The sequence below is a fragment of the Bacillus sp. ISO11 genome (assembly GCF_003458115.1).
GTDB lineage: Bacteria > Bacillota > Bacilli > Bacillales > Bacillaceae_G > Bacillus_A > Bacillus_A cereus.
The window spans coordinates 101,028-125,112 of the sequence record NZ_QXCO01000003.1 but is presented as its reverse complement, the minus strand read 5'-3'; the positions used below and the strand labels follow the sequence as shown (position 1 = coordinate 125,112).

Below are 24,085 nucleotides of genomic sequence, written 5' to 3'. Positions count from 1 at the left end.
TTGTGAGATTTATGCTATACTACCATTAAATAAGGGTATTTTTATAATAGATAAAAAGATGCGGGGGGTACAAAGTTTGACTACTAGTACATCTGAGTTGTTTCAATATATTAATATGACAGAAGAACAGAAACAATTATCACAACGATATTTACAGACAAAAGAAGAAGAGATTTTAAAAGATATTCAACTAACGACAATTCGTGATCAAAAAAGAAGCGATTTTGCGGAGCGATTTATAAACGATTTTAGGAAAGTGCATAAACAAAATCCGGATTTTTTTCGATTATTTTACCATATACTCGAGGAGCAATTATTAAATGTTCTTGTAGTCCGTTTTGCGCATGTCAGTTTTTCTAAAATGAAGATTTATTTAGAAAAAAGTGCACTTCCTTTGGACAAACTTGTAGCAATCGCATGTAAATATTTATCCAGTATTTCAAGTTATGTGAATGAAGCAGATGTTTTTCTTAGAGAGTTAACAAGAGAGAATCCGAACTATATAGAGGGAGAATTACATACTTTACCAACTAACCAGCAAGTAACATTACTTCTTGTAATGTTTGATGTAGATTATGAAAAGTTTCGTACATATAGTTCTTTATTGAATGAGAGGTTAGAAGAACATACAGAATTTATATTGAAACTGCTAGGGGAAAAGGAAAAGGTTGAAGCAGTTAAACGGTATTTAAAAGGTAAAGATGATAGTGAAGTATTTATAGGTGGGAATTTACCGGAACATATTTGGCGGCTATTATTTTGTGTTCATAAATATTCGAATGTTGCGAGGCGATATATTGAAATATTGGCGAAGAAAAATGTTTGGGGTTTTATAAACTATGCAACACGTTATATGTGTCACACTCTCGGTCAGTCTCAAAACTACAAAAAAACTGGTAGTGTAAATAGAGAAACATATGAAGAAATTCAAAGTTTTTGTACACAGTTTTGGATTTCTAAGGAAAGATTTTTTGCGCATCGTCTAAGGCAACATGATTTAAATAGTGAGGATTTTTGTAAGACGTATGAATATGAATTGCTATGCTTTATGTTGGAGGAAGATCCTGAATTTATTCAACGTACTTTGCAATATGTAAGTAAAATGAATTATCTCATCATCGCACGCACGTTAGCTGAAAAAGGATATGAGCTAAATATAGGGAAAATGCGAGAAGAATTTTTTGTTGCTGCTTTGCAAATAAAATTGTCTACAGTGCGGGATACATATCGTGATTATTTACTAGGGAAATTGTCACTTGAGGATATGGAGCAAATACTTAAAAATCCGAAATATAGAAGTATGTATTGGGGTATGCCGGTGTTAGAGGTTGCGCTTCTTTGGGATATAGATGATATAGCGAAGAGGGAAGCTGTACTTACACTACAGTTTGGAGATGAAGATAGTGTTAATTTATACGAACTTCTTTACGAATGTTCTGTCAGAGGAGTAGAACCGAAACAAGTATTAGAAGATCTGCTTTCGTATGGATTAAGTAAGGAAAAGCTTATCGCTTATGCAGTTGAAGAAGCTGCATGCTACAGTGAAGAGCGAAATAAGGCGAAGGAAGCGCTTGTTTGTGTAATTGTAAAAGAACAAGCGTACATCATTGAACGATTTAATGAGTATTCTGCTGTGGCCAAAGCATATATTTTAGAAGAGTTAGCAAAGGATAACATGATTAAAATGCGTCCAATTTTAATTAAAAGCTTAGGAGATTCATCTAAAAAAATGCGTGAGTCTGTAGTTAAACTGCTTTCAAAAGATGTAGAAGCTGCAGCAGATGTAGCAGTTGAACTTCATAATAAAAAGAAAATTGTTCGTGAAAATGTGATGAAAATACTTATAGAGTATAAGCTTGAAAAATATACGAAACTTGTACAGGAAGCTTTGCAAGAAAGTAAAAATGAATCTTTCGCAGGAAAATTCTCGTTTTTATTTCAAACGGAGGAAGAAAAGATAGAAGAACTATGTGCACGTATTTTAACTGAACAAACAAGAAATTCACTTCTGCAATTGATTGGGGATGAGCCACAAATCCGTTTACGTGACTCTGATGAAATTGCTGATGCTGCAATTCCGTTAGCCTATTTACAACAGTATATTTCAGATGCTGTTATTGAGAAGAAAGAAACAGCAGAAGTAATTGGTAGAGCTTTAAATGAAGAGGACTTAAAAGAATATGTGCAAACAATATATCAAATATGGATTTCTCAAGACGCAGATGTGAAGAAACGTGGAATTCTTTCGCTATACGGAATGTATAGTGACGACAAAATGGTCGACATACTTATAAAGCAAATTGATGAATGGGTGCTTCAAATGAGAGGAAAGATAGCAGCGGATGCCGTTCGTGCTTTAGGTTTGTCTTCATCTAAGCTTGCACTTATGTCTATTCATGCAATAGCATTTAAATATAAACATAAGCAAGTACGTAATGCAGCAAAAGAAGCGCTAAGTCTTGCTGCGAAAACACGTGGTATAACAGAGGAAGAGCTGGAAGATCAATTGGTGCCGGACCTCGGCTTTACTATACATGGTGAAAAAATAATTGATTTCGGGAATCGAAGTTTTACTGCCATTTTAACTACAGAGTCAAAAATTGAATTAGAGACAGAAGAAGGAAAACGTATGAAGTCACTTCCAAAGCCGAATGCAAAAGATGATGTAGAAAAGGCTGAAGAGGCTAAAAAAGAATTAGCCTCTTTAAAGAAGGAACTCCGAAATACTCTTTCCATGCAAAAACAACGATTGGAAACGGCACTTTCATTAAAGCGTTATTGGTCACATAATGCATGGAAGTCTGTATTTATGGATAATCCAATTATGAAGCAATTTTCTATTTCACTCATTTGGGGTGAGTATAAGGAAGGGAAGTTGCTGAAGGCATTCCGTTATGCAGAAGGTGGCGTGTTCTGTACAATTGACGGGAAGAGTTATGAACTTTCATCTGGCACTGTTATTGGTTTCGTTCATCCGTTAGAATTGTCTGGGGCGGAGAAGGAATTATGGAAAGAGCAATTAGAAAGTGCGGGAATTGTTCAGCCGTTCCTACAAATTGAGCGTCCAGTGTTTGTAGTAGAAGAGAATGATGAGAGTGCTATTGAGAGATTTGGCGGTATTTTACTAAATGGTCGTTCGTTATTCGGTAAGATGACGAAGCTTGGATGGATCCGTGGGTCTGTTCAAGATGGCGGTGTGTATTATACATTTTACAAAGAAGATACTCGTACCGGATTAGGCGTGCAATTGTCATTTAGCGGAGCGCCGATTGGTTATGAAGATGAAGAAGATGTATGTGTATTTGACATTCAATTTTATAAAGCAGGTACAGTGAATCGTGGTTCATATGAATACGATGAGATTGATGATGAAAGACGCATTGTACCAAAAGAAGTAGATAAACGCTTCTTTAGTGAAATGTTATATGATGTGCAAGTAGCGACAGATTCAAATCTTGGGCATAATGAAAGTTGGCGTAGCGAACGATAAGAAAAACCCCCTTCATTGGTAGGAAAATGAAGGGGGTTTTTCAATGTTTCAAAAGGTTCTTTCATAATAGAAGCGAATTAGGGGGAAGAGGATTTTTATCCTTTTAGAAGGGATTGGTATCATGATCAAATAGATGATTTATCATACGACTACACTGAATACAGCGGGAATAGAAGGGAAAATGTTAACGTTACAGCCACGGTAATGATAGAAAAGACTTTTACTATATGTAAGAGTCTCTTTTTTTGTAAACGCGACAAAATTTGACAAAAAAATTTGCAGGAACTTGTTATAATTTCTGTTGGAATATTTTGTTTAACGAGAAATGGGTGTATAGCGTAAAAGATTTCGGTGTCATACAAATACATTTTTTGTTTTATATTCAAGGATTTCATAAGAGAAGAATTACAAAAATGAATGACATGGAGAAGCCATAGGGGGAGAGGAGATTTAGCATGAGTATTAAAGTAATAAGAGCAACAGGGGTAATGGGAGGAGCAGCAAGAGTTGCTGTAAAGGTAGATAACGAAGTAGTAATGAAACTTGAGAATAACGAAGAATATACGCTTCCTTTTGAATTAGATGAAGCGAATATTAAAGTAAAACAATTCTTTTTTGGAAGTAAAGAAAAGAAAGTAAAGGATGGCGATGTAGTAGAAATTAAGATAAATAGTATTGCTATGCTATTACTGATGGTGTCAATGATGGCTGTTTTATTTGGTTCGTCAATTGGTATAAATATTGTTGTTTTTGGTGTGATAGGAGCTTTAGTTACATTAGTATACGGATTGAATAACTGGTTTCGTTTAGAGGTTAAATAATTATTGTATATATATTTATTTCAGTTGATTTACTATACATGGGATGAAAATATTTTTAAGTGGGAAATGGGGAGAATCAGTATGAAGAAAATGGTTGTAATATCTAGTTTGGCGCTAATAGTAGGTTTAACAACTGGTTGTAGCAGTGAAAAAACAAGTGGACCTAAAACAGTATCTGTAAAAAAAGAAAAAGAGTTAGTAGCGAAAGATATTTTTAAAAAAGCAGCTGACGGATTAAAACAAGAGGAATATCTTACATTGACATCTCTTATGTCAATGAAGGGGAGCGGCCAATCAGAAGAAATTAAAATGAAAATACAAATGGAGCCGAAACTGAAGAATTCTAGAGCTGAAATGAAAATAAGTGGTACAGATATTGTAACGTATGAAGTAGATGGAAAGGTCGCTGCTCAAGTGAAAAACCCTGATACAGGAGAGTTAGTTACGATACCTAATGATCAATTTAATGTAAATGATGTAATGGTCAGTAAAAATTTACTTAATGAGTTAGATTTACCAGAAGCTTTGGCAAAGAAAATGAAGGCAAAGAAAGATGGAGACACATATAAACTTACACTTGAATTAAAGGGAAAAGAAGCGGTAGATACGTTACAAAAAATTAATGGAGATATGAAAAAATTAACGGAAGGATTTAATATGGATGCGTTTAACATTGAATATATAATAACAAAAGATTATAAATTTGAAGAGATGCGAACAACTATAAAAGTGAGTGAAAGTAACTCAGATAAAAAAGCTAGTACAGATAAGGAAAAATTGGATGCAGTTGTGAGTATAAAGATTGATTCATATGAAAAGTTTGATTCAATTAAGTTACCAGAAGGGATTCAATAATTTCAATCGTAAAAGGATAAAAAGGAGCGGAAATCTGCTCCTTTTTTATTTTTCCTACTATTTTTAGAAGATTTATATGAATATAGTTGAACGGCACTTCATTTTTTTTCTGGAATAAATGTGAAACGTTGTATAAAATAATCAAGAAAGCCAAAAATTATAGGGGGAAAGTTGTGAAGAAAAATAAGAGTTTAATAAGTTTTTTAGGAGTGTTTATTATGTTGTTTTCTTTTTGTTTTCAAGGAAATGTACAGGCAGATGTAAATACTGTTCAATCTGGAAAAATCAAATCAGGAAACGTAACAGTATGGGAAGTTGGAAATGTAGCGAAAGTATTAGCGGATGTGGAGCGCTTAAATTTAAATACAGTAAATGTACCGATTCAAGTAGATATCCCAAATGTGACTTCTACTAACATGGTAATTAATCAAGCGCAAAAGCAACAAGCTATTATTTTAATTCAAGAATTATTAAAGCGTAATATTCAAGTTATAGTGGAACCGTTCCCATATATTCAGCAGGGGAATGTTGGAGAGACAGAATGGAACCCAAGTAACATTAATGATTTCTTCTGGAATTGGAAGACGGTTATTCTGCAAGATATTTTTAACTCCATTACAAGTAAATACAATGTGTATGGACTAAAGATTGCTTCTAATTTCGTGAATATGGAGTATGCAGAAGGATACTGGAGCGATACAATTGATTTTGTTCGTAATCAGTATAAAGGAAATGTTTTGTATCAAATGAACTGGTGGTTAACAGCAAGCTGGGACCCTTCTTATGAAGCGAAGTTTAAAGAGAAAATCAATCGCCCGTATTTAAAAAAGGTGGATATTGTTAGCATAGACAGTTGGTTTGAAGTTTCAGGAAAAAGAAATCCAACATATGAAGAAGTGAAGCAAAGTTTATTTGCGACAACAGTATATAATCGTGGGCAAAATGTTGTTCAGCAATTGGAACAATTACATAATGCAACAGGAAAGCCAGTTTATTTTGGTGGATTTAACGTTCCAGCGCGTGAACTTGGACTGCAAAATCCGTGGAATCCAGATGTTTCTAATGTGTTTTCGAAAGATGTACAATTAAATGGATGGCGTGCTTACCGCGATGTATTAGAACCGAAACCATATTTTAAAGGTTTTTCAATTTGGTTTATTGGCTCTAATGATAGTACACATCCGTATCAAATACATAGTAAAGAAGCGGAGGCAGTTATTAACGGCTGGTACCGAAAATAATTTTTACAAAATAGGTAAGTTTTGAAGTTTACTACATATATTTCTAGTGAAAGGCCTTTCACCATCTTATCACCTAGGGGGCAATCATAATGAAATTTTTGTCTTACCTTACAGTAATTTTGGTGATTCTCGGCGGTTTGAATTGGTTGTTTGTAGCGTTAGATTACAATGTAGTTGAGAAATGGTTTGGTTCTATGCCGGCGCTTGTGGACACTATTTATTGGCTCATTGGTCTTTCTGCTATTTATCAAATTTTTGATCGGTTCTTCACGGATAATTAGCAATTATACTTTATTACTAGAGTGTTAAGTACGATTATGTACTTAACACTTTTTTGTATGTTTATAAAAATAGTTTGCACATGCAAGCGATTCCATTGCGTCTTGCGCCGTAATAATAGAAAACAAATTGACCACGTATTATATTTTGGGTTATAATTCAGAAAGTTTAAAAATTAATAAAAATGAGAAATAGGGAGGTTATGAGGGTAATGGAGAGAGTCTATAATTTTTCAGCAGGACCATCAATACTCCCTTTGCCAGTTTTAGAGAAAGTGCAAAAGGAGCTTGTAAATTATAACGGGACAGGCATGTCTATTATGGAAATGAGTCATCGATCTTCTTATTTTCAAAGTATTATAGAGGAAGCGAGTAACTTACTTCGTGAATTAATGAGCATCCCTGATGAGTATGAAGTTTTATTTTTACAAGGCGGTGCGTCATTACAATTTTCTATGATACCACTGAACTTAATGAATACGTATAAAAAAGCTGGATACGTACTAACTGGCTCATGGTCTAAAAAGGCACTGCAAGAAGCCGAAAAAGTTGGGGAAGTACAAGTAATTGCTTCTTCCGAGCAAGAGAAGTTTACTACGATTCCTAAACTGGACGGTTTACTAAGCGATGAAAAACTAGATTATGTACATATTACAACGAATAATACAATTGAGGGGACAAAATATGTGGATATTCCACATATAGAAAGAGTGCCGCTCGTTGCGGATATGTCTTCAAATATTTTGTCAGAACAATATGATGTTTCGAAGTTTGGTCTTATATACGCGGGGGCGCAAAAGAATTTAGGACCTGCGGGCTTAACGATTGCTATTATAAAAAGAGATTTAATTGGGGGAGCAGATTGCTCTTGTCCGACAATGTTAAATTATGAAACTTACAGTAAAAATAACTCCTTATATAATACACCGCCATCCTTTAGTATTTACGTAACAAAACTTGTACTAGAGTGGTTGAAAGAGCAAGGCGGAGTATCTGCGATTGAAGAACAAAATAGAATGAAATCTTCACTTATTTATCATTTTTTAGATGAATCTAAATTGTTTACTTCACCAGTTGATCCTGCGTATCGATCACTTATGAACATTCCATTTACAACACCGTCAGAAGAACTTAACAATGAGTTTTTACAAAAAGCGAAGGAACGCGGCCTTGTTACGTTAAAAGGACATCGCTCAGTTGGCGGTATGCGTGCCAGTATTTACAATGCGATGCCAGCACACGGCGTAAAACGATTAGTAGATTATATGAAGGAATTTGAGCTTGAGAATAGATAGGGAGATGGGGATATGTTTCGTGTTCAAACGTTAAATCAAATTGCAGAAAAAGGCTTGCAAGTTTTTACTGAAGAACGTTATGAAGTAGGAGATAGAATCAATCATCCAGATGGAATTTTGCTTCGTAGCTACTCTTTACATCAAGAAGAGTTTTCAAAAGACTTAAAGGCGATTGCAAGAGCTGGCGCTGGTGTAAATAATATTCCTGTCGAGCGATGTACAGAAAAAGGAATTGTAGTATTTAACACGCCGGGGGCAAATGCTAATGCAGTAAAGGAACTCATTATTGCCAGTCTTATTATGTCTTCACGCAACATTATTAATGGTGTAAGTTGGACGAAAAACTTAGAGGGTGAAGAAGTACCACAGCTTGTTGAATCAGGAAAAAAACAATTTGTTGGATCAGAAATTGCAGGGAAACGTCTAGGTGTTATCGGACTTGGTGCAATCGGTGCTTTAGTTGCGAACGATGCGTTAGCGTTAGGCATGGATGTTATCGGATATGATCCTTATATTTCAGTTGAAACAGCTTGGCGTCTTTCTACACATGTGCAAAGAGCATTTAGCCTTGATGAAATTTTTGCAACGTGTGATTATATTACACTGCATATTCCTCTTACGAATCAAACGAAGGGGATCATTGGGGAACACGCTGTAGAGAAGATGAAAAGAGGGATGCGTCTATTTAATTTCTCTAGAGGAGAACTTGTAGATGAAAAGGTTCTTCAAACAGCATTAGAAGAAGATATTATTACACATTACGTAACGGATTTCCCGAATGAAAATGTAATAAAGATGAAAAATGTAACAGCGACGCCTCACCTTGGCGCATCAACGTCTGAATCGGAAGAAAATTGTGCAGTAATGGCGGCGCGTCAATTACGTGAATATTTAGAGACAGGAAATATTCGTAACTCAGTAAATTATCCAAACGTAGAATTGCCGTATATCGGAAAGAAACGAATTACAATTATGCATCAAAACGTCCCGAATATGGTAGGGCAAATTACAGGATGCTTAGCGGAACATCATATTAATATTGCCGATATGATTAATCGTAGTAAACATTCTTGGGCATACACAATGATTGATATCGATAACGGAATTGATGATATAATAAAAGAGAATATTGTAGAAAATATAAGCAAAATTACAGGTGTTGTAGCCGTTCGAATGATTGTGTAAAGGAGAGAGGAATGTGGCAAAAATCCGACCGTTTCGGGCCATTCGTCCAGTAGAGGAAAAAGCGGCACAAGTGGCAGCTTTACCGTATGACGTATTAAATAGTGAAGAGGCAAGGGAAGTTGTAAAAGGGAATCCATATTCTTTCTTGCATGTTGATAAAGCAGAAATTGATTTAGATCCTGAATTGTCACCGTATGATGATCGCGTGTATGAAAAAGCGGGCGACAATTTAAAGCAATTTATACAAGAAGAAGTGTTCATACAAGATGAAGAGCCAGCGCTATATATTTATGAACTGACGATGCAAGGAAGAACGCAGTCAGGCCTTGTCGTTTGTACATCTATTGATGAGTATGAAGATGATACAATTAAAAAACATGAAAGAACACGTCATGAAAAAGAACTAGATCGTATTCGCCACGTAGATGTGTGTGACGCAAATACAGGTCCGATATTTTTAACTTACCGTACAAAAGATGAAGTAAAGCATTTAATTAGAAGCTGGAAAGAAGAGCATGCGCCAATTTATATATTTACAGCAGAAGACGGTGTTAAGCATGTTGCGTGGAAGATTGCAGATGAAGATGTAATTACGACTTTAGTAAACGCATTTGAAGATATTCCTAATCTTTATATTGCAGATGGGCATCACCGTTCTGCATCAGCTGCAAAAGTAGGACTTATGAGAAGAGAACAATATCCAAATTACACAGGAGAAGAGGAATTTAATTTCTTCTTATCGGTTCTATTCCCTCATGATGAATTATCGATTTGGGACTATAACCGAGTTGTGAAAGATTTAAACGGTTTATCAGAAGAACAGTTTTTAAAACAAATCAAGCAATACTTCTATGTAGAAGAAGCACCTGTTTCTCCGTATAAACCAAATGAACCAAAAGCATTTGGAATGTATGTAAATGAGAAGTGGTATAAGCTTACTGTGAAAGAAGAAACATTTGATGCGAATGATCTTGTTAGAGGTTTAGATGTATCTATCCTGCAAGATCATTTATTAAGCCAAGTACTTGAAATACATGATCCGCGTTCTGATTCACGCATTGATTTTGTTGGCGGAATACGGGGGCTAGAAGAACTAGAACGCCTTGTGAACAGCGGCGAATACAAAGCAGCATTCGCATTATATCCGACATCTATGGAAGATTTATTAGCAATCGCAGATGCCGGAGAAGTCATGCCGCCGAAATCAACGTGGTTTGAACCGAAACTGCGTAGTGGGTTGTTTGTTCATTCTTTAAAGTAAATATTGACTTCTATAGTTTTGAAAAACCGAAATGATTTGAGTTTCGGTTTTTCTTATTTTGGCTCAGTTAACGTTTAATGTTGATTTTCATGTTAAGATTGAAATATGTAACAGCAGGTCGCTACAAAAAAATGGAGGAAATACGATGAAAATGCATCTTCAAAAAAGTTTTTATGTTGAATTGAAAAATGCAATTCGTTGTCATTATAACGAACTTTTAACTAGGTGCGGTGTTGACACAATATATGGGTACTCCATATTAACAGACGATTGTGTCAATAGCATTGGACCAGTGGCTAATGAAGAAAGACTAATCAAAGTTAATAAATCGGATCCTTTATACAATTATTATAGATACGGATCTGTTGAGTGGAGCGAATGGGACGATTTTGGAATGTTTGATGAAGTGAAAAAAATTATTAAGAAATATCATAATATCGTCGAAGATGACTTTAACATACGAGTAAATACACTGTTGAAAGAAACGTTAAATGTGTTAATGGAACTTGAATCAGAAGGATTGTTTGGAGATAGAGATGATAATCGATTTATTGTCATTTGTGTAACTGATTCTTCGAACGAAATCATGATTGAATCAGCTCGATTGCTTAATACATTAAAGACATACGAAGAATATGCTTCAGAATTTGCATAAGAATAAATATAAGTAAAACTGCTCTCTATAAGAGGCGATTTTCATTTGATCGAAAGTCACCAATTAATAGTAACTATTCGTTGTGACGTAACAATTGAACAATTAGAACCTGATGAAAAAAACGTACAAAGATAATTGCGATGTTTACATGTGTGAATCAAGTTGGAAAAGAAGTTATGAAGGGAAGTTTTTCGGGGATTATTCTTTAATAGGAGAAGTAATGAATAAGTGGGTTCTCCATGCCTCTCAGGCTTAGCGTTTTAATTCCCCCATAACGTATATTCTGTTCTTTTCTTAACTATTAGAAAATAGTTGAATCAGCTCGTCAACAAAAAGGACATTCCTAGTATTACAAGAAATGTCCTTTCCACTAAATTATAAGGTATTTTGCTAACGTTCAAATTCTAAAATTAGTTTACTAGTTTGACCTGTAAACTGATAATTATAGGACCCTCTCAGATTTTCTAAGTTACCGGTAGCCTTAATAATTGTTCCTGGGGAATCTAAATTTCCTTTATCAAATATTCCTTGCTCTATAGCTGTGAATGTCCCTTGTTGCCCCTTATAAATTCCTTCAAAGTGTAAAAATCCAGAAATTTTAGCCGTAGCCAAGTGACCATCATTTATATTTGAGTCTAGATAATATAATAAGTATTCAACAAAAGCTTTTCCTTTTAATTCTCCATCAATATCATATTCAACATGGGCAATATTAATAGGGAAATCTTTTCTAGTATCATCAATTAGTTTTTCATCCCATTTACTTACTGTAAATGTTACGTCCATACACGTAAATCCCCCTTTATCATTAGAGAAGTAATCTTCATATCATTTGAAAAGTACCAATTCACAGTCATATCTTATAGGAGTGTTTTTTATTTATTTGAGTCCTGTCATATCGTTATCTGCTCCTCCCCAAGAAGGACTTACTGTCGCCACGGTATCTCCTGGCTGTAATCTCTTTGGTTTTTTTAACATGTTAACTCCGCTCCTACATAATGTAATGGACTACGATTATACAAACTGTATCATTGAAAAACATGATGTATGACATTAGTTTCTTCATCATCAATCCGTTTACCTGCTGGGATTCAAGAATTCAGTCTTAGTGTTGAATATAGGAATAACCGATTTATATTTGAAAATTACAGTATGCAACATTGCATGAGGAAAACGGTTGTTATTTTCACTACCTGTAACTATAATGATTACAGGTTGGTCGATACCAATCAAAAAAATAAAATCATCATGAATGGAGATGTTTCATAATGGGTATGAAAAAATTAATTTTAGCAGGTGCTTTAGGGATCGCAGCATTATCAGGAACAAATTTACCAGGACTAGAAGTAACAAAAGCGAGTGCAGCTTCTATTGAATCGAATTTCTCGACGTTAGAAGGACGAGTAGTAGAAGTAGATAACGGTGTAATTGTTGTAAAATCTAAGCAATATGAGGAACCGGTTAGTGTGTATATTGATTCACTTTCAAATGTGAAAGTAGGAGATGAAGTAAAAGCTACTGGATCTATGATGCGTAATTTTACAGAATATATGGTTGCAACTGCAGTTGAAAATACAACAAACAATTTAGGTATGCACATGAAAGAAGATGGCTCACCTAATTATGTAATTGGAGAAGTATCAAAAGTAGGAACGATGGAAGATGAGGGAGACGGTGCTACTAAATATGTTGTAGTTGAGTATCCATCGCTAAATGGAAAGAAAGCTATTATTGATGTTTTCTTAACAAAGGGACAAGTATTTAATGCGGGTGAGAAAGTGAAAATTGATATGAAGTATGTAGGCTGGGGTGGTATTTCTATTAACTGGAACACAGTTGATCATATTGAAAAAGTTCATGAAGCAAAGACGAACGCTGAAAATAATGATGATGTATGGATTTGGTCTTAATAAGGCGAGTATAGGTCGTTATTTGCAATTTTCTCCAAACAATACATGTAAAAACTAAATGTATCATGCAGTACCCATCTCATTGCGTATGACAATTAGATGGGTACTTTTTTATTTGAAATTTGCGCAAGTCAATGTTCAGCATTTCTTTTTAAGAGTAAATTACGGTTGAAATCAAAATTTTATTTGCAGTACATAATAAATAATGTTGATTTTTTATCTTATATTAAAATAAAAACAAACCACTGTTCGATTTGAATATTCCACGATATAATGGTGAGAGTTTATGACAGAATAAATATTTACATAAGAAGTGAGGTACTGTATGAAAAAAAGAACGACAGACATTATTTTTATTATTATTGGTGCATTTCTTTTTGCGTTAGGTGTCAATTTATTTGTTATCCCGAACGAGTTTGGTGAAGGTGGGGTAACAGGTATCACGATTATTACGTACTATTTATTTGAATGGTCACCAGGTTTAGTTAACTTAATTTTAAATGCGATTTTGTTAATAGTAGGTTATAAATTTTTAAATAAAATCACAACAATTTATACGATTATCGCTGTAGTGACTAACTCGCTATTTCTTCATTTAACAGAAGGCTGGACAATTGCTTCGGATGAAATGCTTGTAAATGCCATTTTCGGAGGAATATTTATCGGGTGTGGTATTGGTCTTATCATTCGCGTTGGTGGAACGACAGCAGGTACTACGATCTTAGCAAGAATGACGCATAAGTATTTAGGCTGGAGTATTAGCTACGGTCTACTGTTCTTCGATTTAATCGTTGCGTTTTCATCTTATTTCATCATTGGTGCAGAAAAACTGATGATAACAATTATTATGCTATATGTAGCAACGAAAGTGATGGAATTTGTAATTGAAGGGTTAAATCCGAAGAAGGCTATTACGATTATTTCTGATAATCCAGATGAAATTGCCGGGAAGGTGACAACCTTAATGGGGAGAGGGGTTACCGTGTATTCAGGTCATGGCTATTACACGAAAACGCCGAAGGATATTCTTTATGTTGTTATTAATAAGCAAGAAGTAGTGAAGCTAAAACGGATTGTTCAAACTACGGATCCGGCGGCGTTCATCGCTATACACGATGTTCGTGATGTGTTCGGAGAAGGATTTGTTGATATTTCGAAGGCTTAGAAATTGTTTTTGATTAAAATAATTTTAATACTAAAACGTGAGAATCTATTTTGAATAGTCTTTTTTCAAAATAGATTCTTTTTCTTTTTCTTGCAAAAAATTCAATTGTTTCTTAAGGTAAGGATGTAGAAGGATGAACAAGAGAGGGTTTAATGAAGATGATACATATTTTATTAGCTGATGATGATAAGCATATTAGAGAGTTGTTGCATTACCATTTACAAAAAGAGGGGTTTAAAGTTTTTGAAGCAGAAGATGGAAAGGTAGCGCAAGACGTTTTAGAGAAGGAAAATATTCATCTTGCGATCGTAGACATTATGATGCCGTTCGTTGATGGCTATACGTTATGTGAAGAAATCCGGAAGTATCATGATATACCGGTTATTTTATTAACGGCGAAAGATCAGTTAGTTGATAAAGAAAAAGGATTTATTTCTGGTACGGACGATTATATCGTAAAACCATTTGAACCAGCTGAAGTGATTTTCCGTATGAAAGCTTTATTACGACGTTATCAAATGCTGAGTGCAGATATTATTACGTTGCACGGAACGACAATTGATCGAAAAGGTGTAGAAGTAAAGTGTAACGGTCAAACAATTTTGCTTCCTTTAAAGGAATTTGAGTTATTATCACAACTTGCTAGTTATCCTGGAAGAACATTTTCAAGAGAAGAGCTAATTGAATTAGTATGGGGAATGGATTTTGAAGGAGATGAACGAACAGTTGATGTTCATGTGAAAAGGCTGCGAGATCGTTTCTCAAAACGAACGGATGATTTTCAAATTACGACAGTGCGCGGCCTCGGGTATAAGTTGGAGTTGAAATAAGATGAAATCACTATATTCTAGATTTGTATTTATGACAGTCGGCATTATGCTACTTAGTAGTATTATCGGCTTTTTATTAACGAACGTATATTATCAAGTGAAGTTAAAACCGTATAACAGTGAAAAGATTTTAAAGTATGCTGAAGAAGTTAAATCGTTATATGAAAAGCAAAGTGAAGAAAATCAAGAGGCGTACTTACATTCTATTGCAAAGTTAGGGTATGAAATTTATATTGTCGATGATCAAAAGAATGGAAAGCGTATCGGTAATGCGTTTCGTAAGACGTCTATTAGCGATGCTACTGTTCATAAAGTATTGCAAGGAGAAACGTTTAATGGTGTTTCTACATATCCAACGCGCCTCTTTATTACAGGGTTTTTCGATAATGAATTAATTAATAGCGTCGGTGTCCCAGTACAACACGGTGATAAACAGTACGCTTTATTCATTCGCCCTGACGTTCAACAACAATTCGGCGAGATGAGAATTTTTCTAGCGGTATTACTAGGGTTTATCGTACTATTAAGTATTATTTTTATAGCGATTGCAGCAGGTTACATCGTTCGCCCAATCCGTAAATTTACGAAGGCTACGCAAAAAATTGCGAGTGGGGAATATGAAATTGAATTAGATGTAAAACGAAAAGATGAAATAGGAACGTTATCTACAAGCTTCCAAAAGATGACGAAGAGTATTAAAGAACTAGATGAAATGAGACAAGAATTCGTTTCGAACGTTTCACATGAATTTCAGTCGCCACTTTCTTCCATACAAGGTTTTTCAAAAACGTTGCAAACAGAAAAGATGAGTGAGGAAGAAAGAAATCATTATTTACAAATTATTGAGGGCGAAAGTAAGCGAATGTCTAGTTTATGTAAACAGTTACTTACCCTTGCGTCATTAGATAAAGAAGAGAAGGTTCTACAAATAAGAGAATTCAATCTGCAGAAGCAAATTAAAGACGTCATTTTTATGCTTGAGTGGAAATGGCGGGAAAAAGATATCGCCGTTGAATTTGATGTGCCAGATATCACTATAAAAGGTGATGAAAACTTACTTCATCAAGTATGGAGTAACATTTTTACGAATAGCATTAAGTTTTCAAACGATGGTGGAACGATTGAGTTTTTCGTCGAAGAGTTAGAGTCTAGTGTCATTATTTCTATATCAGACAACGGAATCGGTATGGAAAAAGAAGAAATGGATCGTATTTTTGACCGTTTTTACAAAGTAGATACAGCAAGGACGAGAAACGTAGAAGGTAGCGGTTTAGGGTTGTCGATTGTGCAGAAGATTGTTGAACTGCATCATGGAAACGTTTCGGTGTATAGTACGAAGGGGGAAGGAACAACCGTTCGGGTGGAGCTTCCGAAATAGATGGAAAGAAAGAGGCTGTTTCGGAACGGCCTCTTTTTTTGTCGTTTTATGTCGGTAAGTCGATATAATCGGAAAATCGCTGATATAATTTGAGTTGCGCCGATATATTTTGAAAATCGCTGATATAATTTGAGTTGCGCCGATATATTTTGAAAATCGCCGATATAATTCTATTTGCGCTGATATATTTGAAAAATCGCTGATATAAATTTCACGTACTGCATTTCTGTTACAAAGCAGTATCTTTCACCCGTTCTTCCTTAAACTGAAGCTCAAAAGTATCCGCTGTAATTTCATCTGCTTTCGGCAAAGCCCGTAATTTCGGATGAAGTAGCCATACGAGGGAAATGAATAAAATCCCAATACTAGCAAGCGCGAAAATGAGTTGGCTACTATATACATTCGCAGTGTATCCGCCAATTAAAGAGCCAAGCGGCATAGCAATTGTGCCCATACTCCGTGTGACTGAATTGATGCGTCCAAGATATTGGTTTGGAATTACAATTTGACCAATAGTTGCAAATAATATGTTGGTCGCACCAATTGGTATCCAAGCTAAGCCGAATAAAAAAATGGATAACCATTGAAACGGTACAACCGTAGAGAGAAACCAAAAGAAAGCGCCAGTTGCAAAGCTAATAATGGAGACACGGCCAACATTATATTTACCAACCCATGAACTGAATAGTGCTCCAATTAAACAACCAGCGGATATAGCGGCTAAAAAGAAACCATATAATTTCACACCGCCTAAAGAATCAGCGAAAGAAGGGAGTATTGCCATCGTCATACCGATTGAAAAATTAGCGACAACGGAACCGATTAAGAAGACACCCATCAATGAACGAAAGACGATTGAAAAGCCTTCTTTTAAATCAGAGAAATATTGCTTTGTTGAAAGTGTTGTGTCTGCTTCAGTTTGTTTTGGCATTTTTAATGAAAAGAACAAAAGGGCAGTAATCGCGAATGTAAAGGAGTCGATCACATATAAAGTAATTGCGCCAAATAGTGCTACTAATATTCCAGAAAGAGTCGTACAAATTAAATCAATGCCTTGATATGCAAATGAAAAGAGTGAGTTTCCTTTTAATAATTGTGTTTTATGCAGTAGAAGTGGTAAAGCTTTCGATTGTGCGGGATAGGCGAATTGTTCAATAAAAGCTAAGATGGGCATGATGATGAGTAGTAGGTGGACTGTTAGTAGGTCGAAGTAGTGTGTAATTGGAATGATTAAAATAAGAATGCATTGCAAAACTTGTGTGATGACGAGGGTGTTTTTTATTGACCATCTATCGACGAATGGACCAGTAAGAAATTGTAATGCAGAAGGTAATAACGTAAGGAAACCAGCCAATCCAGAATAAAAAGGATTACCACTTAATTTGTATACGAGCCACATTGCTGCTACATAATACAAGCTATCTCCTATGTTTGTAAAAATTCTCCCTAAAAATAATAAGAGGAAATTCCGGTTTTTTAATATGTCCACTTTATCTACTCCTTTATAATAATTTTATTCGGTAAAATAAAATTGACCGTCTCGGTAAAAAAAATCGTATTACGATTTTTCTTCTTTTTTAATAAATTGCTGCATTGTTCTCTCAGCGATTTGAAGTGCAGTAGTAGAAATATAATAAGGTTTGCTATTCGGATCTTTATCTGCACCTTTTGTGATTTCGTTTAATTCAGCCATTAATTCATAAAACTTTTTCACCCACACTTGAAATTGTTCTGGCGTAGCATCAAATTCCCAGCAGGATGAAACGTAATTCCACTTAGCTGGATCTTCACTTGCATTTTGTAATGTAAAAGCTTCTTCTGGTGCAGCGAGAATTTGGCTTTTCGTTCTTTCTATCATTTGTAAAAAGATTTGGCGACCTGATTCGCTTAATATTTCTAAATGAGGTAATAGATCTGCGGCAGGGGTGAAGCCTTTAGCGACAGATTGATAAAACTTTTGAACAATCCCATTCTTTTCTTCTGTATAAACGATCTCTATAAGCCCATTCTTTTCTAATTCTTTTAAATGATAATGAATTTTCGCCCTTGAAATGCCGAATTTCTCAGATAGTAATTGTCCAGTATAAGGACGTTCGCATAGACGTATCATCATTTCGGCACGTAATGGATCGCTTAATGCTTTTAGTTGGCTATAAGTAGTTAGTGTTAATACGGGCTTCAACATGATCAACTCCTTGAATTAAATTACTCGGTCAATATTATTTGACTGAATTGTATCAAGGATTCTATTTATTTTCAATACTTTCTGAAAATTAAATCTTACTCTCTGTAATCTTCTGTTCATATTCCGTTCATATTTCTTTTTTATGATTAGTGCATAGAAAGAAAGAGGAAGGAGCGAGCGAAATGTTTTTAGCTCTGCGTGAATTGAAACAATCAAAATTAAGATACGGATTAATCGGACTGATTATGGTGTTATTATCATTTTTAGTTCTTGTTATTTCAGGATTAGCAAATGGACTATCATATGATAATGCTTCATCGATTCAAAATATGGAGGCAAATAAGTTCGTTTTAGCAGATGATGCGGAAAATAAATTACTTCGTTCACAAATTAAGAAAGACGATGTAGATAACGTAGTAAATCAAGTAGGCGAGAAAGAAGCCGTTCCGTTTCGTGTGAAAGTTTCAACATATGAAAAGAAAGATAGTTCGAAAAAGGTTGATATCGCTATTTTCTCAAGCGAACGAGATTCATTTTTAGAACCGAACATTGTAAAAGGTGAGAAATTAGGTACAGCAAACAACGAGATGGTTGCTGATGAATCGATTAAAGAGAAGGGAATCGATATTGGAGATACAATTATCGATCCTGTTTCAAAGAAAGAATTTACAATCGTCGGATTTACGAAAGATCAAATGTTTAGCCATACACCAGTCGTTTATGTAAATGAAGACGTATGGGGTGCTATTTCACAACCAAACCAAAAAGATTATAGTGCAATTGCACTTAACACAGATAAAGAGATTAAAAATGCACACGTAATTGACAAAAAAGAAGTACTGCAAAGTATTCCAGGATTTAAAGAAGAGCAAGGAACATTAACGATGATCATTGCATTCTTACTAGTTATCGCTGCATTACTAATTGGCGTATTCTTCTACGTCATTACACTGCAAAAAACACAGCAATTAGGCGTATTAAAAGCAATTGGTACGAAGAACTCTTATTTAGCAAATAGCTTAGTCGTACAGGCGTTATTCTTATCAGTCGTTGCGATGGTAATTAGTATTGTTCTTGTACAAGGATTAGAACAAATTTTACCAGCAGGTATGCCGTTCTTATTAACAGCACCGATGATTGCACAATATGCAGCAATCTTTATCGTCATTAGTATTTTAGGAACACTTATTTCGTTATATCAAGTATTAAAAGTTGATGCGCTAGAAGCAATTGGAGGCGGGATGTAATGACTTCATTATTAAAATTAGACAAAGTAAGTAAAGTGTACGGAGAAGGGAATACGGAAGTAACAGCCCTTCATCCGATATCGCTTGATGTGAAAGCCGGAGAATTTATCGGAATCGTCGGTCCTTCTGGATCAGGGAAAAGTACGTTATTATCAATCGCGGGTGCATTATTATCACCATCAAAAGGGGATATTTACATTCGTGAGCAAAATATTACACAGTTATCAGAAAAGGAAATGACAGACATTCGTTTGAAAAAAATTGGATTCATTTTCCAGTTTGCAAACCTTGTTCCATATTTAAATGTGAAAGAACAGTTACTTTACATTGCAAAGCTAAAAAAAGAAAGTAAACAAGAATCCGAAAAGCGTGCAGATCATTTATTAGCGGCATTTGGATTAGGAGAAAGAAAGAATCATTATCCAAATCAACTATCTGGCGGGGAAAAACAAAGGGTAGCAATCGCTCGTGCGTTCATGAACAACCCAGATTTAATATTAGCGGATGAGCCAACGGCAAGCTTAGACTCAAAACGCGCACGTGAAGTTGTTGAAATGATGAAACGCGAAGTGAAAGAGAGCCAAAAAGCAGCAATTATGATTACACATGATGAAAGAATGCTTGATGTATGTGATCGTATATTGACGCTTCGAGATGGACAGTTAATATAAAAAAAGGAAAACCGTACATGTATGTGCGGTTTTCCTTTTTTTATGGACTTATTTAGAGAATAACGTTTTAATTTTATTACGAGTAAGTAATAAAACACCGCCTAATACAGATAGCATTCCTAGAGCCATATTGTTTGATTGCTCGCTACCAGCGTTAGGAAGTTCTTTAGCGTTATTGTTTTTAGTGCCATTATCTGCTTGCGTTTGTTTAGACTGTGATACTTCATTAATCTTGTTATCAACATTTTGCTTCGTTGTATGTAACTCAGCTAATTTGTCGTCAATTTTTTTCTCAGTATGCTTAAAGTCGTTGATTTTAATATCTAAGTCTTGTTTTTTCTTTGATAAATCATCTGAAACAGTTTGTTTCGATTGTTTAATTTCGTTAATTTTATTTAGTAAATCTTCTCTAGCCTTTTGTAATTCAGCTAGTTTGTTTTTTACATCTTGTTTAGCTAGTTCTAAGTTAGCGGAAAGACTGTCTAAATTGCCTTTAATTTTCTTAAGTTCCTCTAACGTGTTACCAGTATTCGGCTTGTTTTCTTTTAGTTCAGCGAGTTTGTCCTCAGCAGTTTGTTTCGCTTTTTTTAACTCAGCTAATTTTTCATCTACTTGTTTTTTAACTTCCTTAAGTTCATTAACCTTTTGATCAATGTTCTCTTTATGTTGCTTTATTTCATTCACTTTTTCATCGACAGTTTGTTTATGTTCTTTAATCTCATTCACTTTGTTATCGATATTTTGCTTATGTTCTTTTACTTCAGCAACTTTATCTTCTACTTGTTTTTTATGCTCTTTAATTTCAGCGATTTTATCTTCGGCGATTTGTTTGTCTTGCTGCAGTTTTGCATCTAGTTCTTGTTTATGCTGTTTAACTTCGTTAATTTTTTCATCAGCAACTTGTTTACGTTCATGTAGTTCATTCACCTTCGTATCAACATTTTCCTTAACCTTGTTAAGTTCATTTAATGTTTGATCCACGTTTTCTTTGTGTTGCTGCAATTTTGCATCTAACTCTTGTTTATGTTGCTTAATTTCAGCTAATCGATCTCCCGTACTTTGCTGAGGAGTAGCATCATTTACTTCCGCATGAGCAGAGTTCGCGCCAGCAATCATTGCTAAAGCTAGTGTAGACGCAGCAATTGTTTTTTTTGTTTTCATATTTTTGTACCTCTTTTCTTTCATATGCATGAACTGTTTTGTGTAAAAATGAGCATATAGAAGTAGATTCTTCCATCATTATATACCATCTGCGCCGTCTAGAGGAAGTATTTGCATAATAATCTATGATTATGTAATTTTTATAATCTCTTATTTTGGAGTAGGGGATAAATCTTTAGCTAGATGAACAATTTCTTCAATAGTAAAGCTTATATCTTTATTATTGCGAATAACAAACAAATAATCAGCCTCATTTTCTATAGGATCTACCACATCATCGTGAAGTGATTCAGTTTGTTGTCGATCAAATACTTCTTTGAAACTAGAATATCCACCTCTAAAAATATTGGTACTTCGCGTGCTTCGAGCCACTCTTTCGTAAAGTACATCATCTGGAATGTCAAAATGAACGAGTATGCGTACATATTCATTCTGTGGAAATAATTCGTTTAGTAAATATAACCTTCCATTTTTACTGCGATTGGAGTTACTAATAATAAGGTGTAAATTTGAATGTTCTTTCGCATAATCAACAATGAATTTTGAAAGACCGTGCTTAAATGTATTAGGGCCTTTAGCCGGCTGTAATTTTTCGTAATGCGTGTTAATAAATTCAGCTTGATTATCTTGATCCATAACGAAAGAGTGGGGTAACTCTTTTTCTAATGCTCTTGCAAATGTAGTTTTTCCACTGTGTGTTTTTCCAACTGTAATGAAGACTAATCTTTTCATGACGCCCTCCATTTGTATTGTTATGAACTGGAATATTCGGTGTAGATCGAAATCTTCCTGCTAGAGATTACACAAATTATTGGAGCGTTAGTAGGCTGAAAACTTTACAAAAAAACTTATTTATGCTATAATTTACCAATATAAAAATAAGGTGTATAATAGGGTTCTCCTGGCCAGGGGAACCCTATTTTTGTTGTGAAAATGAAGGAGAGTGTATGTGCGTGAAACAAGGTGAAGCAAGTGTAACGTCGTTAGTATCAGCATTCGGAAGGGCGTATCATAGTGAATTTGATAGTCCTAAAATCTTTAATGATTATGTAGCTAAAGATTTCATTTCACAAAAAGAACGTAATAATATTGAAACGAACATGGTTCAAGGGATTCACTTTTTCAATACAGACATTGCAGAGCAGTTTCAAGACAATCCAAAAGAAATATTAAAATGGATTACACAAGTTCAGTTATCACCAACACCTTTAGCACGTGCCGCATATTGTGAAAGAGTATTACTACATGAAATTACATTAGGAGCGAAACAATACGTCATACTCGGTGCAGGCTTAGATACGTTCAGTTTTAGACACCGAGAATTAGAAAATAAAATAGAAATATTTGAAGTGGATCATCCTTCTACGCAGGCGTTTAAGAAGGAAAGAATAAAAGAAGTAGAAATTGAAGTTCCAAATAACCTTCATTTTGTTTCGATGGATTTCACGAAAGGATTTTTCTATGAGCAGTTACGGAATGAAGGATTTGAAAATAAAAAGACGTTCTTTAGTCTATTAGGTGTAACGTACTATTTAACGAAAGAGGAACTTTCTAGTTTAATAGAATGTTTATTTGAGGTGGTTCCGGCAGGAAGTTCTATCGTTTTCGATTATCCCGATGAAAACTTGTTTACGGAAAAGGGACTGTCCAATCGAGTTGAAAATATGGTGAAAATGGCTGCGGTAGGCGGAGAACCGATGAAATCATGTTTTTCTTATGCCGAAATGGAAGCACTGTTAGAGAAGGCGGGCTTACTCATTTATGAACATTTATCGCCAGAAGATATAAATACATTATATTTTGAAGGACGAAACGATTATTTGAAAGCTTTTGAGACAGTGCATTATGTGCATGCGGTGAAAAGGTAGGAAATTAGTAGGCATGGGGAGGAATCTCTGTGTCTTTTTTTATAAAAAAGGAAATGAGCTGTAGTGGTGGAAAATATAATTATAAATATATTGATATACATATTACATATTATGTAAATGTATAATATGTATAAATTAATGTTTTGTAGAAACTAAAGGAAAGGGGAAATAGAAGATGTTGAAATTACGAGGAAAATACAATGAAGCGAAAGTATATACTACGAATGTAGAAGAAACGGCAGCAGGTCAAATTATTGATCTTTGTAACCAAGAATTCGTAAAGGATAGCAAGATTCGTATTATGCCAGATACACATGCGGGTGCAGGTTGCACGATTGGGACAACAATGACAATTCAAGATAAGATTGTTCCTAATTTAGTCGGGGTTAACTAATCGGCTCAGACTTTAAACTACTCACTCAATTGACTGGGAACCCTAACGATAAAAGGCGAGGGCAATCAGCAGCCAGTGGTTATGGTGACATAATCGAATGGTTCAGAGACTTGTACCATGTTAGCAGACTAAGGTACAGAATTATTCCTCATCCATTTTGAGTTGAAGAGGAATAATTAATACGGTGAGCCTACA

General features: G+C 34.8%; 22 protein-coding genes. 17 read left to right on the top strand and 5 right to left on the bottom strand.

Translation table 11 applies throughout. The annotated features are described in order from the left end of the window. Nucleotides 1-76: 76 nt before the first annotated feature. From D1166_RS04320 to D1166_RS04280, 9 genes are all read left to right on the top strand, one after another. On the top strand, nucleotides 77-3,490 hold the full coding sequence (locus tag D1166_RS04320) for a DUF4132 domain-containing protein (RefSeq protein WP_097861787.1): 3,414 nt from the start codon (nucleotides 77-79) through the stop codon (nucleotides 3,488-3,490). Between the two features lie 455 nt (nucleotides 3,491-3,945). Next, entirely contained in the window at nucleotides 3,946-4,311 is a 366-nt protein-coding gene (locus D1166_RS04315; RefSeq protein WP_000025026.1) for a hypothetical protein, read from the top strand. Nucleotides 4,312-4,392: 81 nt separating this feature from the next. Continuing rightward, on the top strand, nucleotides 4,393-5,166 hold the full coding sequence (locus tag D1166_RS04310; RefSeq protein WP_000738991.1) for a DUF6612 family protein: 774 nt from the start codon (nucleotides 4,393-4,395) through the stop codon (nucleotides 5,164-5,166). A 173-nt stretch (nucleotides 5,167-5,339) separates the two neighbouring features. Further along, on the top strand, nucleotides 5,340-6,407 hold the full coding sequence (locus tag D1166_RS04305; protein ID WP_000739772.1) for a glycoside hydrolase family 113: 1,068 nt from the start codon (nucleotides 5,340-5,342) through the stop codon (nucleotides 6,405-6,407). 89 nt (nucleotides 6,408-6,496) lie between these two features. Continuing rightward, nucleotides 6,497-6,688 carry a DUF378 domain-containing protein gene (locus D1166_RS04300; RefSeq protein ID WP_000670803.1) on the top strand — a complete coding sequence of 64 codons (192 nt, stop codon included), beginning with the start codon at nucleotides 6,497-6,499 and terminating at the stop codon, nucleotides 6,686-6,688. 209 nt (nucleotides 6,689-6,897) lie between these two features. Beyond that, nucleotides 6,898-7,980, top strand: coding sequence for a 3-phosphoserine/phosphohydroxythreonine transaminase (gene serC, locus D1166_RS04295; RefSeq protein WP_088361173.1), 1,083 nt, complete (start codon nucleotides 6,898-6,900; stop codon nucleotides 7,978-7,980). Between the two features lie 12 nt (nucleotides 7,981-7,992). Further along, the gene (locus D1166_RS04290; RefSeq protein WP_000490230.1) at nucleotides 7,993-9,165 is read left to right on the top strand and encodes a 3-phosphoglycerate dehydrogenase family protein; all 1,173 of its coding nucleotides are present in this window, start codon (nucleotides 7,993-7,995) and stop codon (nucleotides 9,163-9,165) included. A 13-nt stretch (nucleotides 9,166-9,178) separates the two neighbouring features. Next, entirely contained in the window at nucleotides 9,179-10,426 is a 1,248-nt protein-coding gene (locus D1166_RS04285; protein ID WP_088361172.1) for a DUF1015 domain-containing protein, read from the top strand. A gap of 145 nt (nucleotides 10,427-10,571) precedes the next feature. After that, nucleotides 10,572-11,081 (top strand): DUF4303 domain-containing protein, encoded by a 510-nt coding sequence (locus tag D1166_RS04280; RefSeq protein ID WP_050821991.1) that lies wholly within the window; start codon nucleotides 10,572-10,574, stop codon nucleotides 11,079-11,081. 390 nt (nucleotides 11,082-11,471) lie between these two features. Here D1166_RS04280 and D1166_RS04275 read toward each other — a convergent pair whose 3' ends face one another. Next, nucleotides 11,472-11,867, bottom strand: coding sequence for a DUF3224 domain-containing protein (locus D1166_RS04275; protein ID WP_000383503.1), 396 nt, complete (start codon nucleotides 11,865-11,867; stop codon nucleotides 11,472-11,474). 482 nt (nucleotides 11,868-12,349) lie between these two features. Between D1166_RS04275 and D1166_RS04270 the strand changes: the two genes are divergently transcribed. The 4 genes from D1166_RS04270 (at nucleotide 12,350) to D1166_RS04255 (ending at nucleotide 16,364) form a co-directional block, all read left to right on the top strand. After that, nucleotides 12,350-12,991 carry an ATP F0F1 synthase subunit alpha gene (locus tag D1166_RS04270; protein ID WP_025966675.1) on the top strand — a complete coding sequence of 214 codons (642 nt, stop codon included), beginning with the start codon at nucleotides 12,350-12,352 and terminating at the stop codon, nucleotides 12,989-12,991. 325 nt (nucleotides 12,992-13,316) lie between these two features. Continuing rightward, on the top strand, nucleotides 13,317-14,156 hold the full coding sequence (locus D1166_RS04265; protein ID WP_016118250.1) for a YitT family protein: 840 nt from the start codon (nucleotides 13,317-13,319) through the stop codon (nucleotides 14,154-14,156). 152 nt (nucleotides 14,157-14,308) lie between these two features. Then, on the top strand, nucleotides 14,309-14,986 hold the full coding sequence (locus D1166_RS04260) for a response regulator transcription factor (RefSeq protein ID WP_000781961.1): 678 nt from the start codon (nucleotides 14,309-14,311) through the stop codon (nucleotides 14,984-14,986). Between the two features lies 1 nt (nucleotide 14,987). Then, a complete protein-coding gene (locus D1166_RS04255; RefSeq protein WP_000839491.1) occupies nucleotides 14,988-16,364 on the top strand; it encodes a sensor histidine kinase in 1,377 nt (458 codons plus the stop codon). A 229-nt stretch (nucleotides 16,365-16,593) separates the two neighbouring features. Here D1166_RS04255 and D1166_RS04250 read toward each other — a convergent pair whose 3' ends face one another. Next, nucleotides 16,594-17,853, bottom strand: coding sequence for an MFS transporter (locus D1166_RS04250; RefSeq protein ID WP_000353360.1), 1,260 nt, complete (start codon nucleotides 17,851-17,853; stop codon nucleotides 16,594-16,596). Nucleotides 17,854-17,922: 69 nt separating this feature from the next. Continuing rightward, nucleotides 17,923-18,546 carry an ArsR/SmtB family transcription factor gene (locus D1166_RS04245; RefSeq protein WP_014895296.1) on the bottom strand — a complete coding sequence of 208 codons (624 nt, stop codon included), beginning with the start codon at nucleotides 18,544-18,546 and terminating at the stop codon, nucleotides 17,923-17,925. A 185-nt stretch (nucleotides 18,547-18,731) separates the two neighbouring features. Here D1166_RS04245 and D1166_RS04240 point away from each other — a divergent pair, with 185 nt between their 5' ends. Together D1166_RS04240 and D1166_RS04235 are read left to right on the top strand one after the other, a co-directional pair. Further along, nucleotides 18,732-19,796 carry an ABC transporter permease gene (locus tag D1166_RS04240; RefSeq protein ID WP_000477753.1) on the top strand — a complete coding sequence of 355 codons (1,065 nt, stop codon included), beginning with the start codon at nucleotides 18,732-18,734 and terminating at the stop codon, nucleotides 19,794-19,796. Next, complete coding sequence (locus tag D1166_RS04235) at nucleotides 19,796-20,467, top strand: ABC transporter ATP-binding protein (protein WP_000202597.1); 672 nt, start codon at nucleotides 19,796-19,798, stop codon at nucleotides 20,465-20,467. The genes D1166_RS04240 and D1166_RS04235 overlap by 1 nt, the downstream gene beginning before the upstream one ends. A 48-nt stretch (nucleotides 20,468-20,515) precedes the next feature. Here the strand turns inward: D1166_RS04235 and D1166_RS04230 are convergent, their stop codons facing one another. Continuing rightward, nucleotides 20,516-21,628 (bottom strand): LPXTG cell wall anchor domain-containing protein, encoded by a 1,113-nt coding sequence (locus tag D1166_RS04230; protein ID WP_000850438.1) that lies wholly within the window; start codon nucleotides 21,626-21,628, stop codon nucleotides 20,516-20,518. Between the two features lie 150 nt (nucleotides 21,629-21,778). Next, the gene (locus tag D1166_RS04225) at nucleotides 21,779-22,360 is read right to left on the bottom strand and encodes an ATP-binding protein (RefSeq protein WP_044307400.1); all 582 of its coding nucleotides are present in this window, start codon (nucleotides 22,358-22,360) and stop codon (nucleotides 21,779-21,781) included. A gap of 215 nt (nucleotides 22,361-22,575) precedes the next feature. On the opposite strand from D1166_RS04225, the gene D1166_RS04220 reads away from it, so the two are divergent. Continuing rightward, the gene (locus D1166_RS04220) at nucleotides 22,576-23,496 is read left to right on the top strand and encodes a class I SAM-dependent methyltransferase (protein WP_002098226.1); all 921 of its coding nucleotides are present in this window, start codon (nucleotides 22,576-22,578) and stop codon (nucleotides 23,494-23,496) included. A gap of 175 nt (nucleotides 23,497-23,671) precedes the next feature. Further along, entirely contained in the window at nucleotides 23,672-23,890 is a 219-nt protein-coding gene (locus D1166_RS04215; RefSeq protein WP_000916247.1) for an RtcB family protein, read from the top strand. Nucleotides 23,891-24,085 lie beyond the last annotated feature (195 nt).

Bases quoted from the DNA above. Each gene is read 5' to 3' on its own strand.
- D1166_RS04255 (WP_000839491.1), top strand. From the start codon at position 14,988: ATGAAATCACTATATTCTAGATTTGTATTTATGACAGTCGGCATTATG.
- D1166_RS04315 (WP_000025026.1), top strand. From the start codon at position 3,946: ATGAGTATTAAAGTAATAAGAGCAACAGGGGTAATGGGAGGAGCAGCA.
- D1166_RS04230 (WP_000850438.1), bottom strand. From the start codon at position 21,628: ATGAAAACAAAAAAAACAATTGCTGCGTCTACACTAGCTTTAGCAATG.
- D1166_RS04270 (WP_025966675.1), top strand. From the start codon at position 12,350: ATGGGTATGAAAAAATTAATTTTAGCAGGTGCTTTAGGGATCGCAGCA.
- D1166_RS04225 (WP_044307400.1), bottom strand. From the start codon at position 22,360: ATGAAAAGATTAGTCTTCATTACAGTTGGAAAAACACACAGTGGAAAA.
- D1166_RS04260 (WP_000781961.1), top strand. From the start codon at position 14,309: ATGAAGATGATACATATTTTATTAGCTGATGATGATAAGCATATTAGA.
- D1166_RS04220 (WP_002098226.1), top strand. From the start codon at position 22,576: ATGTGCGTGAAACAAGGTGAAGCAAGTGTAACGTCGTTAGTATCAGCA.
- D1166_RS04235 (WP_000202597.1), top strand. From the start codon at position 19,796: ATGACTTCATTATTAAAATTAGACAAAGTAAGTAAAGTGTACGGAGAA.
- D1166_RS04265 (WP_016118250.1), top strand. From the start codon at position 13,317: ATGAAAAAAAGAACGACAGACATTATTTTTATTATTATTGGTGCATTT.
- D1166_RS04290 (WP_000490230.1), top strand. From the start codon at position 7,993: ATGTTTCGTGTTCAAACGTTAAATCAAATTGCAGAAAAAGGCTTGCAA.
- D1166_RS04275 (WP_000383503.1), bottom strand. From the start codon at position 11,867: ATGGACGTAACATTTACAGTAAGTAAATGGGATGAAAAACTAATTGAT.
- D1166_RS04280 (WP_050821991.1), top strand. From the start codon at position 10,572: ATGAAAATGCATCTTCAAAAAAGTTTTTATGTTGAATTGAAAAATGCA.
- D1166_RS04300 (WP_000670803.1), top strand. From the start codon at position 6,497: ATGAAATTTTTGTCTTACCTTACAGTAATTTTGGTGATTCTCGGCGGT.
- serC (WP_088361173.1), top strand. From the start codon at position 6,898: ATGGAGAGAGTCTATAATTTTTCAGCAGGACCATCAATACTCCCTTTG.
- D1166_RS04215 (WP_000916247.1), top strand. From the start codon at position 23,672: ATGTTGAAATTACGAGGAAAATACAATGAAGCGAAAGTATATACTACG.
- D1166_RS04310 (WP_000738991.1), top strand. From the start codon at position 4,393: ATGAAGAAAATGGTTGTAATATCTAGTTTGGCGCTAATAGTAGGTTTA.
- D1166_RS04240 (WP_000477753.1), top strand. From the start codon at position 18,732: ATGTTTTTAGCTCTGCGTGAATTGAAACAATCAAAATTAAGATACGGA.